The organism is Aliirhizobium sp. YIM B11859, assembly GCF_057163345.1.
Genome location: NZ_JBXHAY010000008.1, coordinates 253,012 through 270,989, shown reverse-complemented (window position 1 = coordinate 270,989; position 17,978 = coordinate 253,012). Strand labels below are relative to the sequence as shown.

16 protein-coding genes are annotated in these 17,978 nt (G+C 61.3%); all 16 read left to right on the top strand.

Features of this window, described 5'->3' with window-relative positions; translation table 11 throughout:
- Positions 1-35 precede the first annotated feature (35 nt).
- The 16 genes from AC2GXZ_RS26470 (at position 36) to AC2GXZ_RS26395 (ending at position 17,974) form a co-directional block, all read left to right on the top strand.
- Positions 36-1,451, top strand: a complete 1,416-nt coding sequence (locus AC2GXZ_RS26470; RefSeq protein WP_483762217.1) for an NAD(P)H-dependent oxidoreductase — start codon at positions 36-38, stop codon at positions 1,449-1,451.
- Between the two features lie 55 nt (positions 1,452-1,506).
- Positions 1,507-2,889: a CitMHS family transporter gene (locus AC2GXZ_RS26465; protein WP_483762216.1), complete on the top strand. Its 1,383-nt coding sequence runs from the start codon at positions 1,507-1,509 to the stop codon at positions 2,887-2,889.
- 67 nt (positions 2,890-2,956) lie between these two features.
- Positions 2,957-3,628 carry an arylsulfatase gene (locus AC2GXZ_RS26460; protein ID WP_483762215.1) on the top strand — a complete coding sequence of 224 codons (672 nt, stop codon included), beginning with the start codon at positions 2,957-2,959 and terminating at the stop codon, positions 3,626-3,628.
- A gap of 4 nt (positions 3,629-3,632) precedes the next feature.
- Positions 3,633-4,910 carry a 3-oxo-tetronate kinase gene (otnK, locus tag AC2GXZ_RS26455; RefSeq protein ID WP_483762214.1) on the top strand — a complete coding sequence of 426 codons (1,278 nt, stop codon included), beginning with the start codon at positions 3,633-3,635 and terminating at the stop codon, positions 4,908-4,910.
- Positions 4,907-5,542, top strand: a complete 636-nt coding sequence (gene otnC / locus AC2GXZ_RS26450; protein WP_483762213.1) for a 3-oxo-tetronate 4-phosphate decarboxylase — start codon at positions 4,907-4,909, stop codon at positions 5,540-5,542. The genes otnK and otnC overlap by 4 nt, the downstream gene beginning before the upstream one ends.
- A 29-nt stretch (positions 5,543-5,571) precedes the next feature.
- Positions 5,572-6,306, top strand: a complete 735-nt coding sequence (locus tag AC2GXZ_RS26445) for a TSUP family transporter (protein ID WP_483762212.1) — start codon at positions 5,572-5,574, stop codon at positions 6,304-6,306.
- 237 nt (positions 6,307-6,543) lie between these two features.
- Positions 6,544-7,041, top strand: coding sequence for an RNA polymerase sigma factor (locus tag AC2GXZ_RS26440; protein WP_483762211.1), 498 nt, complete (start codon positions 6,544-6,546; stop codon positions 7,039-7,041).
- 27 nt (positions 7,042-7,068) lie between these two features.
- Entirely contained in the window at positions 7,069-8,067 is a 999-nt protein-coding gene (locus AC2GXZ_RS26435) for a FecR family protein (protein WP_483762210.1), read from the top strand.
- A gap of 159 nt (positions 8,068-8,226) precedes the next feature.
- Positions 8,227-10,635 carry a TonB-dependent siderophore receptor gene (locus AC2GXZ_RS26430; RefSeq protein WP_483762209.1) on the top strand — a complete coding sequence of 803 codons (2,409 nt, stop codon included), beginning with the start codon at positions 8,227-8,229 and terminating at the stop codon, positions 10,633-10,635.
- Positions 10,636-10,647: 12 nt separating this feature from the next.
- Complete coding sequence (locus AC2GXZ_RS26425) at positions 10,648-11,487, top strand: ABC transporter ATP-binding protein (protein WP_483762208.1); 840 nt, start codon at positions 10,648-10,650, stop codon at positions 11,485-11,487.
- Positions 11,480-12,511 carry a FecCD family ABC transporter permease gene (locus AC2GXZ_RS26420; protein ID WP_483762207.1) on the top strand — a complete coding sequence of 344 codons (1,032 nt, stop codon included), beginning with the start codon at positions 11,480-11,482 and terminating at the stop codon, positions 12,509-12,511. The genes AC2GXZ_RS26425 and AC2GXZ_RS26420 overlap by 8 nt, the downstream gene beginning before the upstream one ends.
- Entirely contained in the window at positions 12,508-13,587 is a 1,080-nt protein-coding gene (locus AC2GXZ_RS26415; protein WP_483762206.1) for a FecCD family ABC transporter permease, read from the top strand. Before AC2GXZ_RS26420 ends, AC2GXZ_RS26415 begins: the two co-directional genes overlap by 4 nt.
- Positions 13,584-14,561: an ABC transporter substrate-binding protein gene (locus tag AC2GXZ_RS26410; protein WP_483762205.1), complete on the top strand. Its 978-nt coding sequence runs from the start codon at positions 13,584-13,586 to the stop codon at positions 14,559-14,561. Before AC2GXZ_RS26415 ends, AC2GXZ_RS26410 begins: the two co-directional genes overlap by 4 nt.
- Positions 14,562-14,751: 190 nt before the next feature.
- A complete protein-coding gene (locus tag AC2GXZ_RS26405) occupies positions 14,752-15,834 on the top strand; it encodes an LLM class flavin-dependent oxidoreductase (protein ID WP_483762204.1) in 1,083 nt (360 codons plus the stop codon).
- Between the two features lie 35 nt (positions 15,835-15,869).
- Positions 15,870-17,066, top strand: coding sequence for an acyl-CoA dehydrogenase family protein (locus tag AC2GXZ_RS26400; protein ID WP_483762203.1), 1,197 nt, complete (start codon positions 15,870-15,872; stop codon positions 17,064-17,066).
- Between the two features lie 29 nt (positions 17,067-17,095).
- Positions 17,096-17,974, top strand: coding sequence for a fumarylacetoacetate hydrolase family protein (locus tag AC2GXZ_RS26395; RefSeq protein ID WP_483762202.1), 879 nt, complete (start codon positions 17,096-17,098; stop codon positions 17,972-17,974).
- Positions 17,975-17,978 lie beyond the last annotated feature (4 nt).

Below are 17,978 nucleotides of genomic sequence, written 5' to 3'. Positions count from 1 at the left end.
TGGCGGCGGAGCTTTGCAATTAGCGGAGTTGAACAGTGATCTATCATCATCTCTACAAGAAATTTGCGAAAAAGGACTGCGTCCGCGTCGGCGTGATTGGTGCCGGGAATTATGGCACGGCGATCGTAACGCAGGATCCGTATACGCCGATGATGACGGTGGTGGCGGTGGCCGATATCTCGGTCGATGCGGCCAAAGGCGCCTATGAAAAGGCCGGCATCGATCCCTCGACGGTCGTCTATTGCGGCACTGCCGAAGAGGCGCAGCAGGAGATCGAGGCTGGCCGCCGCATCTATACTGATCGCTGCGAGCTCGTTGCAGAGATTGCAGCCGTCGATATCGTCTGCGAGGCGACCGGCATACCTGAGGCCAGCGCCGACTACGCCTTGAAGGCGATCGACAACGGCAAGCATGTCGCGATGATCACCAAGGACTGCGACGTCACCATCGGTCCCATTCTCAAGAAAAAGGCCGACGAGGCTGGCGTCGTCTACACCCCTGTCGACGGCGACCAGCATGGCCTGCTGATCCAGTTCTACGAATGGGCGAAGTCGATCGGCCTGGAGGTGCTGAGCGGCGGCAAGGCGACCGATGGCGAATTCATCTATGACGAAGCGCAGGGCACCGTCACCATCAAGACCGACAAGAAGATCCATGCGCCCTATGTCGAAACGGTCACCATCGCGCCGGAAGACCGCAAATATCTTGGCATGATCCCAAAAGGGCATGCGGCCGAATATATCGCCAAACGCCGCGAAATCCTGGCCCGGCTGCCGCAGCCGGGATCCTACGATCTCTGCGAGACGACGGTCGCCGCCAACTATACCGGTCTCGCGCCGGCCATCGATACGCTCGTGCATGCGCCGCTGCGGATCACCGAAATACCTGTCGCCTATTGCGAAACCGATAATGGCGGCATCTTCGAAACCGGCGGCGTGATCGATTTGGCGACCTGCCTGCGCACACCCACCGAAGGCGGTCTGGGCGGCGGCGTCTTCCTCGTCGTCCGTTGCGACAACGCCTATTCCAACCATGTCCTGACGACCAAGGGCCAGATCGCCAATTACGACGACACGGCCGCCGTCATCTATCGGCCCTATCACCTGTGCGGCGTGGAAACGTCGACCTCGATCCTCGTCGCCGGACTGCTTGGGCTCAATACCGGCTCCGACGATTACCGGCAGCGCTACGACCTCGTGAAGGTTGCGGCCCACGACATCAGGGCGGGCGAAGTTTTCGGCAACGATCACAGCCCGCAGACGACGGCGCGCATCGTGCCGGCCCGGCCGGTTGCCTCCGGCAATGCCGCCTGTGCCCATCTTTTGACCGGCAATCGGGCATCTGTGGACATTCCCGCCGGCAAAACGATCACATACGACATGGTTGAGGAGCCGGTCGGTTCGACACTGTGGCGCCTGCGGCGCCTGCAGGATGAGGCTTTCCTGGCCTGAGCGCCGGGAAGGGGGAGCTTAGACGATAGACTGCACATTGCTTTGGGAGAGAGGCATGTTACTGACGATAATTGCGTGGTCCACGGTCATCCTGTTCATGGCATTGATCCTGACCAAGAAGATGCATCCGTTTACGGCGATCGTGCTGATCCCAGTGCTGATGGCGGTGTTGGGGGCGCTGCTGGGCCTCTATCAGGCGCCGGCGGCAAAGACGCTGGAAATCCCGGTCGGGGACGTGACGATCTGGGATCAGGTCAACGTGCTGGGCGCCTGGGTCAAGCAAGGGCTGACAAAGACATCGGGCACGGCCTTCCTGCTGTTCTTCGCGATCATGTTTTTCTCGCTGATGCTCAATGTCGGCGTATTCGACCCGCTGACGAAAAAGGTCGTCCAGCTGTCCAAGGGCGATCCGCTGAAAGTGCTGGTCGGCACGAGCATTCTGGCGACCGTCGTGTCGATGAGCGGCGACGGCACTACCACCACGCTGATCTGCTGCACGGCCTTCATTCCGGTCTACAAGCGGCTCAATCTCAAGATGATGCATCTGGCGGTGCTGCTCATCCTGCAGAACACCATTCTCAACCTTCTGCCGTGGAGCGGACCGACCGCGCGGGTGATTGCTGTGATCGACGGTATCGACGTGCAGGCGCTTTTGAACGCGCTTTTGCCCGGAATGATCCTGGCGAGCCTGTTCGTGACCGCCGGCGCCTATTTCCTCGGGCTTTCCGAACGCAAGCGCCTCGGCGTCCAGCATCTGAGCAATGCCGATATCGAAGAGATCTTTGCGTCTACGGCCGGCCCCGACGATGCGCTGAAACGCCCACATCTGGCACCGGTCAACGCCTTCCTGACGGTTGCGTCGCTCGTCCTGCTGATTGCCGGCACCTTCGATCCGGTCTTCATCTTCCTGGTCGGAACGGTTCTGGCGTTGGTGATCAACTACAAGACGCTGCAGGAGCAGAAGGAGCGGATCTACGCCAATTCCGGCGAAGTGTTGGCGACGGTCATCATGGTCATCGGCGCCGGCGTGTTCATGGGACTGTTCACCAATTCGGGTATGTCCGACGCGCTCGCCAGCAGCATGGTCAACGTCATCCCGCCGCAGATGGGCGGCTTCTGGGGCTTGATCGTGGTCCTGATTTCGGCGCCGGGCGGTTTCTTCCTGTCGAATGATGCCTTCTTCTACGGCGTGCTGCCGGTTCTGGTCGAGGCCGGCAAGGTCTATGGTTTCACCCCGTTCGAGGTCGGCTTCGCTTCGCTGCTCGGACAGGCCTTCCATATGCTCAGCCCGCTCACCGCCTTCATCTATCTGCTGCTCAGCATGACGGGTCTCGACATGGGCGAATGGCAGCGCGCGTGCTTCAAATGGTGCCTCGGCATCTTCTTCATCTTCATCGCGACCGCGGTCATGATGGGTGTGGTGCCGCTCTACCGATAAGACGACGACAACCGGTCGGGGCCGGATCTCTCGGCCCCGATTGCTCCAAAACCGATTGAGAGACAGCATGAGCAAGCCCGATCGCATCGTTCTCTTGCATGCCACGCCGGTGGCCATTGCGCCGGTCATGCAGGCATTCGCCAAAGTCTGGCCGCAGGCGGAAACGATCAACCTTCTTGATGACAGCCTCAGCATCGACCGCGCCGGACAGGAAGAGCTCTCCCAAACCCTGGCAGACCGCTTCGTGGCCTTCGGCCACTATGCATACGGTATCGGCGCAGGCGGCATCCTTGCCACCTGCTCGGCCTTCGGCCCGCCACTGGAACGGCTCGCGGCAGAACTGCCGGTGCCGGTTCTCAAACCCAACGAGGCGATGTTCCGGGCCGCGATCGCCAGTGGCGACAGGATCGGCATGCTGGCCACTTTCGCGCCGTCCGTCGCGACAATGCGTGACGAGTTCGATGCCTTCGTGGCGGCGACCGGCTCCGCCGCTACCCTCGACGTGATACTCGTCGAGGACGCGATCGAGCGGCTGCGTCAGGGCGATGCGGAGGCACACAACAGCCTGATCGCCGCGCAGGCGCCCGGCTTTGCCGGTTACGATGCCGTCATGCTTGCGCATTTCTCGACCGCACGCGCCGCCGATCTCGTGCAGGCCGTCGTCGCGGTGCCGGTGCTGGCCGCGCCCGAAAGCGCGGTCCTGCGGATGAAACAGTTGATTGAAAGCAAGGAGCGGTAAAGTCATGTTGCTGGGCGTTGTTGCAGACGATTTCACAGGGGCGGGCGACATTGCCAATACGCTTGCCAAGGGGATCTCGGGCGAAGGCGGCTTGGCGGTGACGCAATATCTCGGCATCCCGAAAGCGCCGGCAGCGGCTTCGGTCGAGGCAGGCGTGATTTCGCTGAAGACGCGTTCGGCCCCTGTCGAGGAGGCCGTGGCACAATCGCTGGCGGCGCTCGAATGGCTGCGGGCGCAGGGCTGCGAGCAGTTTGTGTTCAAATATTGCTCGACCTTCGATTCGACGCCGCAAGGCAATATCGGGCCGGTCGGCGAAGCCCTCGCCCGCGCACTCGGTGTCGGGGGCGTCATCGCATGCCCGGCGTTTCCGACGGTCGGCCGCACGGTGCATCAGGGCCATCTGTTTGTCCACGACCAGTTGCTGAGCGAATCCAGCATGCGGCATCATCCCCTGACGCCGATGACCGATGCCAATATACGCCGCTGGCTGGCGCGGCAGACGACCACGCCGGTCGGCCTTGTCGCGACCGCGACGGTGCGGTCGGGGGCAGGCGCGGTCCGCAAGGCGCTGGATGACGCTGCGGCAGAGGGGAAGACCCTAGTCATCTGCGATGCGTCGGTCGACGAGGACCTCGTCACGCTCGGAACGGCCGCAGCCGGCGCGCCATTTCTCACCGGTGGATCCGGGATTGCCATCGGTCTGCCGTCCAATTTTATCCGCAACGGTCGGGCGAAGGGCAGCGTTACGCCTTTTTCCGGCGTCGAGGGGCCGGCCGCGATCCTTGCCGGCAGCTGCTCCCTTGCCACGCGCCGGCAGATCGCCACACATGGCCAGAACCATCCCGTCCTTGCCCTCGACATCGATGCGGTCATGGCCGGTACGCTCGGCATCAATGATGTCGTGGCGTTCGTGGAAAGGCATGCGGGACAGGCGCCGCTTGTGTATTCGTCCGACGATCCCTCCGAGGTGGAGCTCTTGCAGGCGCGTTATGGGCGTGAAAAACTGGCCCAAAGCCTGGATGGGCTGTTCGCTGACGTGGCGCGCGCCCTCGTCGCGAAAGGGATAAGACGGCTGGTGGTCGCCGGCGGCGAGACCTCGGGCGCCGTGGCCCAGGCCCTTGATCTCGATGCGCTGACAATCGGGCCGGAAATCGATCCCGGCGTTCCCATTCTGGCGGGGATGGACGGGCGTATTGCATTGGCGCTCAAATCCGGCAATTTCGGCGCGCCGGACTTTTTCGCGAAGGCGTTGAACCTGCTGCAGAATGGAATGGACCCTTGAACGAAGACGGTTTTCGGTCGGATATCGTGAAATTTGGCGCCCTGCTGTACGCGCGCGGTCTGGCGCATGGCAGCGCAGGCAATCTGTCGGTGAGGCTCGCCGACGGTGCAATCCTGGTAACGCCGACCGATTCGTCGCTCGGCTTCCTTACGCCGGGACAGATCTCCAAGGTTTCGACCGACGGCACGCATATTGCCGGTGATCCGCCCTCCAAGGAGGCTTTTTTCCATCTCGCCGTCTATCAGGAGCAGCCGAAGGCGATGGCAATCGTCCACCTTCACTCCACCCATGCGGTTGCATTGTCCTGCCTTTGCCATGAGGACACGTCCGATGTACTGCCGCCGCTCACCGCCTACCAGATCATGCGGATCGGGCGATTGCCGCTTCTTCCCTATTTCCGGCCCGGAGACCGCAGGCTTGCGGATGCCGTTCGCCAGATCGCTGGTGGACACAAGGCAATGCTGCTTGCCAATCACGGCCCGATCGTTTCCGGTAAATCCTTGCAGGACGCGGTACACGCCTATGAGGAACTCGAGGAAACGGCCAAGCTGTTCTTTCTCATCGGGGACCGGCCCGTCTCGCGCCTCACCTGCGAGGCGATCGCCGATTTGAATGAAGTTTTCCCGAATTGATGCCGGTGCATGCCGTGTGAGGACCGATCTTGGAACAGTGGATCTTGCTGCTCGGTGCAGCACTCGGCGCCGGCGCGCTGAGCGGTGTGATCGGAACCGGCGCCAGCCTGCTGCTTCTGCCATTGCTGGTGCCGATGTTCGGTGCCGTCGAGGCGATACCGATCATGGCCGTCGCGGGTTTCATGGCCAACCTGTCGCGGGCGATTGCATGGTGGCGATCTATCGCCTGGAAAGCCGTTCTTGCCTATTCCCTGCCGGGCATACCGGCCGCAGCCCTTGGCGCCTACACGCTGGTACACATGCCGCGCGGGTGGCCGGAAATGCTGCTTGGTCTCTTCATCATGACTCTGGTGCCGCTGCGTCGGATGGCGATGAAGACCGTCGTCTCGATCAGCTTGGCTCAGATGGCCCTTGCCGGTGCGGTGATCGGCTTCCTGACGGGGCTTTTTCTCTCCACCGGGCCGCTCAGCGTGCCGGCCTTTCTGGCACTTGGCCTCGTGCGCGGTGCCTTCATCGCCACCGAGGCGACCGCCTCGCTGATCGTCCAGATGGCGAAGATTGTCAGTTTCCATGAGTTCGGCGCGATTTCCATGCTGGATCTGGTGAGAGGTGCGGCGATCGGGCTGGCGCTGATGCTCGGAACCTTCACCATCCGTCCCCTCGTGGCCCGGATCCGCGACCACCATTTTCGCGCCATGATGGATGTGGTCACGCTCCTGTCCGGTCTCTGGCTGCTGGTCTTCGGCCTCTTCCAGGCCGTGTGAAGAATTGTCGCATTTCGGCAACGATGCCGCAAAAGATGCAACATATGCGATTGGTGCGCCGCGGCTCTGCGCGGATAAGCGAAGGCCAATAATGCTGCAAAAACATGATAATAAGAAGAAGGTATTGCTTTTGGCTGCGCTGCGTTTGGCGCCCGCTCTAAGTTATTGAGGTTGAAAGCCTTATACGACTTTCGTAGCAATGGAGGATATTATCCTGAGCAACACAGCAAGCAATTTATGATCGCAAAGTCCGAACAGATTGCATCCTTGTATATCGCCGAGAGGGACCGGCTTGAGCGGCAGATTTTCCGCCGCATCGGTTGCAGGGCGACGGCCGGTGATCTGGTGCATGATATCTTCCTGCGACTGTGGGAAAGGGCGACCGATCGGGAAGGAAGCGAGGCGGCCTATATCAACCGTTGCGCGCGCAATGCGGCGATCGACCATCTTCGCGCCAGCCAGCGCTGCACCGATTTCTTCGGCAAGATCCTGCCGGAGCAATATGCGCCGCCGCCGCCATCGCCACATGATGTCCTGTCGGCCCACCAGTCACTCAATTCGATCGACGAGGCGCTTTCGGCCCTGCCGACACGCACCCGGCATATCTTCCTTCTCAACCGGATTCACGGTAGGAGTTTCTCCGAGATCGCCGGAGCCTTCGGCATTTCGCAAAGGGCTGTAGCCAAGCATATGGCGCGTGCGGTTGCCGCCTGCGTGGCTATCGCCGGGGATTGAAAGCGAGCGGCTGCGTTCCGGACTGTCATGACATCAAGCGAACGGCAATCGATAGCAGGACAAAGCCCTGAGCCGCCGGAACAGGCGCAGGCATGGTTCGTCACGCTTCTGGGCGAAACGACCGCGGCACAGAGAGCCGATTTCAACAGGTGGCTGAACGCGGATCCGGCGCATCTTGAAGCCTATCGGAATGTCGAGGCGACCTGGCAGACCATGGAAGCCCCCGGCCACCGCCTTGCCGAGCAAGAGGCAGATGAACTTTCCGTCTATCTCAAGGCCATGGACAAGACCAAGCGAGACCGCAGGATCGCCCGCAAGCTTGGTGCTTTGGCCCTTCTCGGGGCGGTCGTTCTGGCAGGGGGCATGTGGCTGGAACGTCCGGGCCTGATCGATGATCTGCGCGCCGATTATGCCACCGCGCGCGGCGAACGGCGGACGGTGACACTGGCCGATGGATCAACCGTGCTTCTCGATGCCGACAGCGCGCTGTTACTCAACCTTTCCGCCGGTGAGCGGCGCGTTCGTCTGCTGCGTGGTGGGGCCTATTTCGATGTCATTCCTTCCACCGTTCCCTTCGTGGTGGAGGCTGCAGATGGTAAGGTTAGCGTGCTTGGTACCGGCTTCGATGTTCGGCTCGTCGACGATGGCGGCTCCGTTACTCTGGTACATGGCCGGGTGGCTGTGAGTGCCGGGGATCCGTCTTCGCAGACGATCCTCCAGCCCGGCGAACAGGTGCTGTTTGGGCCGAAAGGTGTTAGGGGCGTCCAGTCGGTGGCGCTGGAGGATGCGCTTGCATGGCGGGGAGGGCGCTATACATTCTACCAGGCACGGCTTGCCGATGTCGTTGCAGAGATCGAGCGCTATCGCAAGGGGCGCATCGTTGTCCTCGGCGCGAGCTTAGCCGACGAGAGAGTAACTGGCAGTTTTGCGCTCAACGATACCGACGCCGCGCTTCAATCCCTGCAGGCGAGCGTTGGCTTCAGTCTGCACAGTCTCGGCGGGCGCCTGACAATCGTGGGTCCGTAATTTAAAATAACGAAATCAATGTTCTGCGAATTTTTTGTATAAATGTCGCCGATCGCGGTTCAGTGATCGCATCTCCCATACGTGAAGTCTTCAAGAGCACAGGAACCGGCTGAAAGCCCGGTCGGCGTTCGCGGGACAAAGTGTAGAGGGCGTATAGGCATGGCGGGATATGGGTTGCGCGGGGCGCGCAATGTGATGGTGGTCGTTCTGCTGGCAACGGTAAGCAGCTTCTCCATCGCGGTGGCGCAACAGCCGGCGGGCGAGCAGGGGCAGGCCGCAGCGAACCGTTATGATTTCGATATTCCGGCAAGACCGGTACCGCAGACCATCAACGATATCGGTCGGATTACCGGTTTCTCGGTCGTCTTCAGGGAAAATGGCAGCATGTTGGTGGGCGGTAAGCCGGTGCGTGGATCGATGACGGCCGAACAGGCGCTATCGACTGCGCTAGCCAGTACGGGTCTCTCCTATCGCTTCAGCAATGCACGGACGATCCAGATCTACAATCCCGCCCAGGCATCCGATGCCGGTGCGGCGGATGCGACGGAGCTTCAGCGGATCATCGTTCAAGGCGGCTCGGAAACCACGGAGGGCAGCGGTTCCTATCGGGCGGAAACGGTAACGATCGGCAAGATGACGCGAAATCTGCGCGAGATTCCCAACTCCGTTTCTGTCGTTACCCGCCAGCAGATCGAGGATCAGAATTTGACCAGCGTGCAGGACGTCGCTGCGGCGACGAACGGTGCCACGACGCTGAGGAACGACGAACTCAATGAACGCACGCAGATCGAATTCCGCGGTTTCGAGGCAACCAGTCTTCAAGTCGATGGCAGTTCGGTTTCAAGCAACACCGACGTGATGACGTTCGACACGGCGATCTATGATCGCGTTGAGGTCCTGAAGGGGCCAGCCGGTATCCTGCAAGGTGCGCGTGAGCCGGGCGGCACAGTAAATCTGGTGCGCAAGCAGGCGACCGATGAACGGCAGATCAAAATGGACGCAGAGGTGGGCTCCTGGGACCGCCGTCGCATTGAGGCGGATGTCAGCGGCCCGCTTTCCGCTGATGGTGGCGTGCGTGGACGTATCGTCGGTGCCTGGGACAAGGGAGATTCGTTCATCGACCTGGTCAATCATGATCGGAAGCTGGTGTACGGAACGCTAGATTTCGATATTACCGACCAGACCACGTTGACGATCGGGGGAACCTGGCAGGAAAGCGACGGTCGGAATTCCCGCGGCCTGCCGGCCTATGCCGATGGCCGCCCGCTTGACGTGCCGCGCTCCACATTCGCGGGAGCCGACTGGAATTTCAGCGAGACCCGATCGAAGGACGTGTTTGCCAAGCTACAGCACGAATTCGATGGTGGTGCGACGCTGAATATCAACACCACTTATCTCGACCGGATGCGTGACGGCAAGCTGGCCTATGCCAACGGCGCCGTTGATCCGGCCACTGGCTTGACGCGGCTTCTTCCTGAACACCGGATCGACCGTGAAAGCAATTTCAATTTCGACAGTTCGCTCACGCTTCCCTTCGATGTCGGCGGATTGGAGCAGAAGGTTCTTGTCGGAGCTGACTATTCCCGATCGACGGAAGAGCTGGACATGGCACGTGGTGCAAACGTGCCTTTCGACATCTATCATCCGGATTACAGCTTTGCCGAGCCGGACTGGGTCTTCGACCGCTTCGACGGGTTAAAGAGCGAACAATACGGACTCTACGGTCAGGCGCAGATCAAGCCAGTGGAATGGGGCACGATCATTGTCGGCGGGCGTCTCAGCTGGTGGGATAGCCGCACGACGGATCGTGGGACGGGCGAAGAGACCTCACGCGCCTCGGTGGATAACGAATTCACGCCCTATCTGGCAGGGATTATCGACATTACCGACAAGCTATCGGTCTATGCGTCCTATGCCTCGATTTTCGTACCGCAGGATGCGGTCACCGTGGACAATGAAATCATCGATCCGCGTGAAGGAAGGCAATACGAGATCGGGGTGAAAACCGAACTGTTTGACGGTGCGGCCAATGCCAGCTTGGCGCTCTTCCAGATCGAGGACAAGAACAGAGCGGTGGCGGATCCTGACGATGCGGATTTCTCGATCGCCGCCGGCAAGGCACGTAGCCGTGGTATAGAGGCGGAAATCAGCGGCGAAGTCATGCCATCCTGGGAAGTGACGGCGGGTTACACCTATCTCGCCAGCAAATATCTCGATGACCCGGACGCGGAAGGCTCGGTTTTCGAGCCGCGTGCGCCAAGACATTCCTTCCGACTGTGGAACAAATACACGATCGATACCGGCAGGCTCGAGGGTTTGAGCGTCGGTGGTGGCATGAGGGTTTTCAGCGATGTCTATTACATGGATGGCAACACGCGCTTCAGCCAGGGCGGCTACGCTGTGGCAGACCTGCAGCTCGGCTACAGGTTCAACGAGCACCTCCGAGCGAGTCTGACGGTCAGCAATCTGTTCGACAAGACGTATTACCAGTCGATCTGGAATGCCCGGCGCCAGAACTATTATGGTGAGCCGCGTGCCGTGACCTTCAAGCTTTCCTCGACTTTCTGAGGAGCGCTGGTCTTGAACGGTCCGCACAGAGACAGCCAAGGATATAAGCAGGCGGTCAGTCTCGCTGCAAGGGACGTCACTTTCTCCTATGGCAAGGCGGAAATCCTGAGGCAGGTCAGCGCGGCGATTTCGCCCGGCCGGCTCACTGCGCTGGTCGGGCCGAACGGATCGGGCAAGTCGACGCTGCTCGCCTCACTCGCGCGGTTTCTCACCCCGTCCGGTGGGGTGGTGGAACTGGACGGACAGCCGATCCTCTCGCAAGCCTCCCGGGCGGTGGCCCGCAAACTGGCGATCCTGCCGCAATCCCCTCCTATGCCGGAGGGGATTACCGTTTTCGAACTGGTCTCTCGCGGCAGGTTTCCCCATAGCGGATTGCTCGGCCTGTGGAGCGAGGCCGATCTTGCGGCGATCGACGGCGCCATGGCCATGACCGGGGTCAGGGATTTCGCCGACCGGCCGGTCAGTGGCCTTTCCGGCGGGCAGCGGCAGCGCTGCTGGATTGCCATGGCGCTGGCGCAGGAAACGCCGCTCCTGCTGCTCGACGAGCCGACATCGGCGCTCGACCTGCGCTACCAGCTGGAAATCCTCGCCCTCCTGCGGGATCTCTGCCGCCACCATGGCCGCACCGTGGTGATCGCACTGCATGACCTGAACCTTGCCGCGGCCCATGCCGACGAGATGATCTTCTTCCGCCAGGGAAGAGTGCATGGCGCCGGGGCGACCGCCGACATATGCACGGCAGACGTCATCGAGGCCGTGTTCGACATCACCGTCGACGTGCTCCGCGATCCCAGAACCGGAAAGCCGGTCTTCGTGCCGAGACTGCCGGGCGAGGGTGGGGCCGATGGCTGACGGCGTCCTCTCAGACATGACGGCTCGCCGGCGGGTGCCGATCCGCGCTTTCCTCTGGCTGACGCTTCTCATCGGCATCGTCATCCTCGCCGCTATGATGTCGCTTGCGGTCGGACCCAGGGCGATTTCCGCCAGCACGATCCTCACGGCCTTCGGTGCCTTCGACCCTGACGATTTCGATCATCAGGCGCTCATGCTCTTCCGCCTGCCACGCCTTGAGGCGGCACTTCTCGTCGGGGGCGCTCTGGGACTTGCTGGCATGTTGATGCAGGTGGTGATCCGCAATCCGCTGGCCGAGCCGCAATTGCTCGGGCTGAATTCAGGCGCGGCACTGGCGGTGGTCGCCATGTCCGCGGCCGGTCTCGACGCTGCCGGTCTGTTCCGGCCGCTGGCGGCAGCGATCGGAGCACTTGCCACTTTCGCCGTCGTGCTGGCGCTTTCCGGCATCGGACAAGGCGGCGCGACGCCGCTGAAAGTCACATTGAGCGGCGTGATCGTTTCCGCCTTCGCCTCGTCCGTCACCTCGGCCCTGCTTCTGATCGACGATCAGGCGCTGGCCGATCTGCGCTTCTGGCTTGCCGGTGATCTCGCGGGGCGTGCCGGCGCGCATATTGCCATCTGCGCAACGGCGATCGGCCTTGCCGTACTTGCCGCCTTCCTGCTTGCGCCGCGGCTCGCCGTGCTTTCTCTCGGTGACGATGTGGCACGCGGACTCGGCATCGATGTGAAGGCGACAAGGATCTTGGCGGTCGCCATCGCCGCCACACTTTGCGGAGCGGCGGTTACGCTGTCCGGGCCGATCGGCTTTATCGGCTTGATCGTGCCGCATCTCGTTCGCCGCGCAATCGGTGAGGGACTGCGCCTGCAATTTTCCGCCTGCCTCATCGGCGGCCCGATCCTGCTTCTCATTGCCGATATTCTGGCACGCCAGCTGATTGCGCCGGCCGAAATCGCTACCGGTGTGATCACCGGCGCCGTCGGCGCCGTCTTCTTCATCCTCATCGTTGCCCGGTATTTCCGATGAGCGGGCCGGACCGCAAGACAGGACACGCAGAGGCCGGCTACAGGAAGGCCGGATATCGCCGGGCCGGCGGGCGCCTTTCCTTCCTCCTCTACCGACCACTTGTCCTCATCTGCTTGGTTGTCGCATTCGTCGCCCTTGCCGCCGCATCCTTCGCCGCAATGGCGATCGGCAGCCTTTCGGTTCCGATCGAGACCCTGTTTTCCTGGCTCTCCGGCTCACTCGAAGACGATGTCGCCTCGCTCGTCATCGGCCAGCTGCGCCTGCCGCGCGTTCTTCTCGCCGTGCTGTGCGGCGCCGCACTTGGCGCGGCGGGCGCGGCGATGCAATCAGCCACCCGCAATGGTCTGGCCGATCCCGGTCTGATCGGCGTCAAGGAAGGTGCAGTTGTCGCCGTGGTCGCAGCTCTGCTGTTCCTTCCGCAGCTGTCGCCTTCTTGGCGCCCCCTATTGGGGATTGTGGGTGGTACAACTGTCGCGACTGTGGTGATCGCGATCGCCCGCTCGCTTTCCGGGCTCCGCTTCGTTCTGATCGGGATCGGCATTTCCTGGCTGTTTTCCTCCTGCATCGCACTGTTCATGACCATGGCGCGGATCAGCGAGGTGCAGACAGCGATGATCTGGCTCGGCGGCAGCCTTCATGCCGCCTCCTGGCACGATCTCCAACTGATCCTGCCCTGGACCCTTTTGGGTTTCACCCTGCTTGTCGCGACAACCCGATCGGCGGATGCAGCCATGCTTGGAGACATGGCGGCGACCGGTCTCGGCGTCCGCTCGGGCCTCCTCAATGCAGCAAGGCTCTCCGGTTCCGTGCTTTTGACCTGCGCCTGCGCATCGGTGGTCGGGGCACTGGGCTTTGTCGGGCTTGTCGCTCCCCATCTTGCCCGGCTTTCCTTCGGCTCGGCGCAGATGCCGCTTCTGTTCGGCAGCGCGGCCTTTGGCAGCCTTCTCGTGCTTCTCGCAGACACCGTCGGCCGCACAATCTTCGCCCCGGTCCAGATTCCCGCCGGCATTTTGATGGCCGTGCTCGGACTGCCGTTTTTCCTGTTCCTGATGTGGCAGAGGAGGGACACGCTTTGACGAGGCCCGGTTTTGCAATCCTCGCACTCGCCGCCTGCCTGACGCTCGGCGTGCCGCATCTGATCCCGGCCGCGTCTGCACGTGAATTTGTCGACGACACCGGGCGCCGGCTCGAGATCAGCGATCGGCCGCAACGCGTAGTCTCGCTCGACGATGCGGACCTGACTGTGCCTTTGCTCGAACTCGGCGTCGTGCCGATTGCGAGCCAGGGCAGGTTGGGCCGCGGCGGCCATCATTTTCTTCGCTCCGGTATGACGCTGACCGGCCAGGATTTCGACAATACCGGTATGATCTTCCTCGGGATGCAGCCAGTCGATGTTGAGGCTATCGCGGCACTGAAGCCGGATCTGATCCTGACATTCAAAGGGCGCCCGACGCCGCCTGAACAGTTGCAGGCGATCGCGCCGACCGTGGTAATCGACGACATCGCGCGTGGGCCAGACGCCATATACGATGTGCTTGCCGACCTGACCGGCCGGTCGGCGGCACTCGAACTTCTGAAACGCCGCTACCACGCCCAGATCGGCCAGTTGCGGCTGATCGCGGGAGACAAGCCGCCGGTGATCTCCGTCATTTCCGCGACCGGCGACCGCAAGCTCAGCGTCGAGCGGAGCTATGGCAGTATCGGTCTTGTTGCGCGCGATGCAGGCTTTGCCACCCCGGCGCTGACCAAGGCCATTGCGGTAAATTCCGGCGCGGTCTTCAGCCCGGAGGCGCTGCCCGATTTCGACGCGGATATCGTTTTCGACACCTATCGCAACGACCGCAACGAGACCGCAATGGATGCCAGGAACCGTCTGGAAAACATGCTGCCCGGTTATTGCCGTTTCCTCAGAGCGTGCCGGGAGGGGCACTATTATTTCTTACCGAGAGATGAGGCAAAATCGACGACCTATGCGGCCCGAATGATGGCAATCGCGTTTTTGACAGGAGTGGTCTCATCATTGCCATCGGACAAAGAGACTAGTCGTTGAAAATAGTGGATCAACGTTTCGACTCCTTTCAAGAGCTAAAGGCGGAACTGAAAAACCTGTAAATCCGCGTGCTGGGCATGGTCGGAAAAGTAATCTACTAAAATGATAGAATTTAGAAAGACAGGTCATTCTCGATCTTGATGCGCTTGACTAATGTCAACGCCATGACTTCCGACTTGAAGGGTGGCGAATGACCGTCGAATTTATCAGCATGATCACTCCGAACAGATCGAGTGACATAGCGCCTATTGCCGGGGCGCCTCTGGATCCCGCCTATATCGTTCGTTATGCGCGGGCACTTGAGGATGCGGGGTTCGACTACACGCTCATCCCCTATGCGTCAGATTCCTTCGACAATCTTACCATCGGCGCGACCATCGCAGCGGTGACGTCGCGTATCAAACTGATCATCGCGCTCCGTCCCAACACGATCTATCCGACGGTGGCGGCCAAGGCGCTCGCGACCCTCGACCAGCTTTCGAACGGTCGCGTCGTGGTGCATTTCATCGCCGGGGGCAGCGATGCCGAACAGGCGAAGGAAGGCGACTTTCTCGACAAGGAGGAGCGGTATGTCCGTCAGGAAGAATACATCGCCATCCTGAAGCGTATTTGGACCGAGACCGAACCATTCGATTTTGAAGGCAAGTTCTATAAGTTCGAGGGTTTCAGCAGCGCTGTGCGCCCGGTCCAGCCAACAATTCCCATCTCTGTTGGCGGTTCGTCCGCGCAGGCGTTTCGGCTCGGCGGCGAGGCAGACATATTCGGCTTATGGGGAGAACCGCTTAAGGAGACGAGGCAGCAGATCGATCGTGTTTTCGGCGAGGCAAAAAAGGCCGGCCGGGCTGACCGACCACGTATCTGGGTGACATTCAGACCCATCATCGCCGAGACCGACGAACTGGCATGGGCGAAGGCCCACCGCATTCTCGACAGTCTCAATGAGCACAATGGCGGTGCCAAGCCAGAGCCGCAAAACCTCGGTTCGCAACGGCTACTCGAATTTGCGTCGAAGGGCGAACTGCATGACAAGGCGTTGTGGTTCGCGCCGGCTGCTGCGACCAATGCGCGGGGCGCCTCGACCGCGCTTGTCGGCAGTCCGGAAACCGTCGCCAATGTCATTCTCGACTACATCGATCTCGGAGCCGACCTTATTTCCATCCGCGGTTACGACAATCTCTACGACGCAATCGATTACGGCCGTTATGTCCTTCCCCTCGTGAAGGCGGGCCTTGCCAGGCGCCGGTACGAGCCCCCGAGCGTCGCGGCCGAATAACCCGGCGTCAATCCGTTCAAAACAGAAGATTTCATATGTCAAAACTGAAACCCGCAACCTGGGTCACGGAGAACGTGCGCCCTGCAGACCTTGCTCGTCTTGACGATATCGTTCGGACAGCCGGTGAGCATGCGCCACGGCATGATTCCGAAGGGACTTTTCCCAAGGAGGCCATTGACCTATTGCACGAGGCCGGCCTGCTTACGGCCAGCGTCCGGCCGGAATATGGCGGCGCCAATTTCGGCATCGCCAGTCTGGTCCGCCTTGTCTCTGCCATCGGCCGGGGTGATCCGTCCGCCGCTCTCATCATGCTGATGAACCTTCAGTTTCATACCGGGCAGACCCGCGGCTCCAAACGTGCCATCGCTCCGCATCTTTACGAGAAAATCCTCTCGGAGTCGCTGCATAGGCCGACCTTGGTCAATGCCTTGAGGGCTGAGCCGGATCTCGGCGCCCCGGCCCGCGGCGGTCTGCCAGCCACGACGGCTCGGTATAGTTCCGAAGGATGGGTTCTTCGCGGTCGCAAGATGTTCTGCACCGGCTCGACAGGACTGAGCTACCACCTGCCATGGGCCGTGACCGATGAGAAGGAACCGCGCGTGGCAGAGTTCCTGGTCCCCGCGTCATCACCGGGCATCAGCATCATCCCGACCTGGGACCATCTGGGCCTGCGAGCGACGCAGAGCCATGACATCGTCTATGACGAGGTGGTGGTACCGCATGACCACATCGTCAGCCCGGAAGTGATCACTGCCGATACGAGACAGGATAACCGGGCCGTGGCGCCGGTCGTGCTGCTGATCCAGTCGCTTTATCTCGGTGTTGCGCAGGCCGCCCAGGAGGCTTTCCTCCGTTTTGCTCATCAGCGTGTTCCGGCCAACCTCGGAAGACCAATTGCCACCACCGATCATATTCGCGCGGCGGCGGGGCAGATCGAGCTCGGCATCATCCAGGCGCGGTCTCTGCTTTACCACTATGCCGGCCAGATGGATGCGGGTGAAGAAAGCGCATTCGCAAGCGTCGCGGCCGCCAAAAGCCTGATCTCGACTTCGCTGATCGCTTCCGTCGAAACAGCGCTGAAGACGCTCGGCAACCCGGGCCTTTCCCGTAACAATCCGCTGGAGCGGCATTTTCGCGACATTCTCTGCTCACGCATCCATTCACCGCAGGACGATTCCGTCCTTCTCACCGTCGGGACCGATAGCTTGCGGCGTCTGAGCCCATCCCTCTGACACCATCAATCAACACAAGAGAACTATCCATGACTCGTATTCTTAGTGATGCCGGACGTCTCAAGCTCGTTCTTAAGGATGGCATCCTCGACGTCGCCCGTGCCAGCGACGGCCGCTTCTCCGCCGATCCGCAGGCGATCTATGCTGAGTGGGATGCCTTCCTCGACTGGGCGAATTCCTCCAGCCTTTCGGCCGAAGAGGGCGTGCCGGAAGGAATTCGTGTCGGTTCACCGGTTTCGGCACCCCGCCAGATCATCGGTGTCGGTCTAAACTATCATTCGCATGTTCTTCACTCGGGACTGCAGACACCCACAGAGCCGGGCGTATTCGCGAAGTTCTTCACGTCGCTTGCCGGGCCTTATGACGAAATCCCGCTGCCAAGCGATGCGGTTCTGACCGAGGCGGAGCTTGCCCTCGTCGTCAAGCGCGAAGCCTTCCACATTTCTGAAAGCGAGGCCCTGAGCCATCTGGCAGGCGCTGCCGTGGCCCAGGACCTGATGGATCCCGCTTCGGTGGTAAAGATTCCCAAGCTCGACGGTGGCCCTGGCGCCAATTACCTCAATCCGTCGAAATCGCTTGCTGCCTTCACTCCGATCGGCCCCCAGGTGGTTTCGCTCGACGAGGCCGGCGATCTTGGCAATCTCGATATCGAACTCGACTTCAACGGCACGCCGGTCCAGCGCGGCAATACCAGCGATCTGATCTTTGCCGTGCCGGAACTCGTCGCCCGCCTGTCGCGCAAGCTGCGTTTGCTGCCAGGCGATGTGATCCTGACTGGAAGTCCGCACCGTCTGCACGAAGCTGAAAAGCTTGCGCTGAAAGCCGGCGACAAGATCCGCGCCACGGTTCGCGGATTGGGCGAACAGCATTCGCTGGCCGTTTCCGTCGCCCGCGCTGCGGCGGCCTGAGACC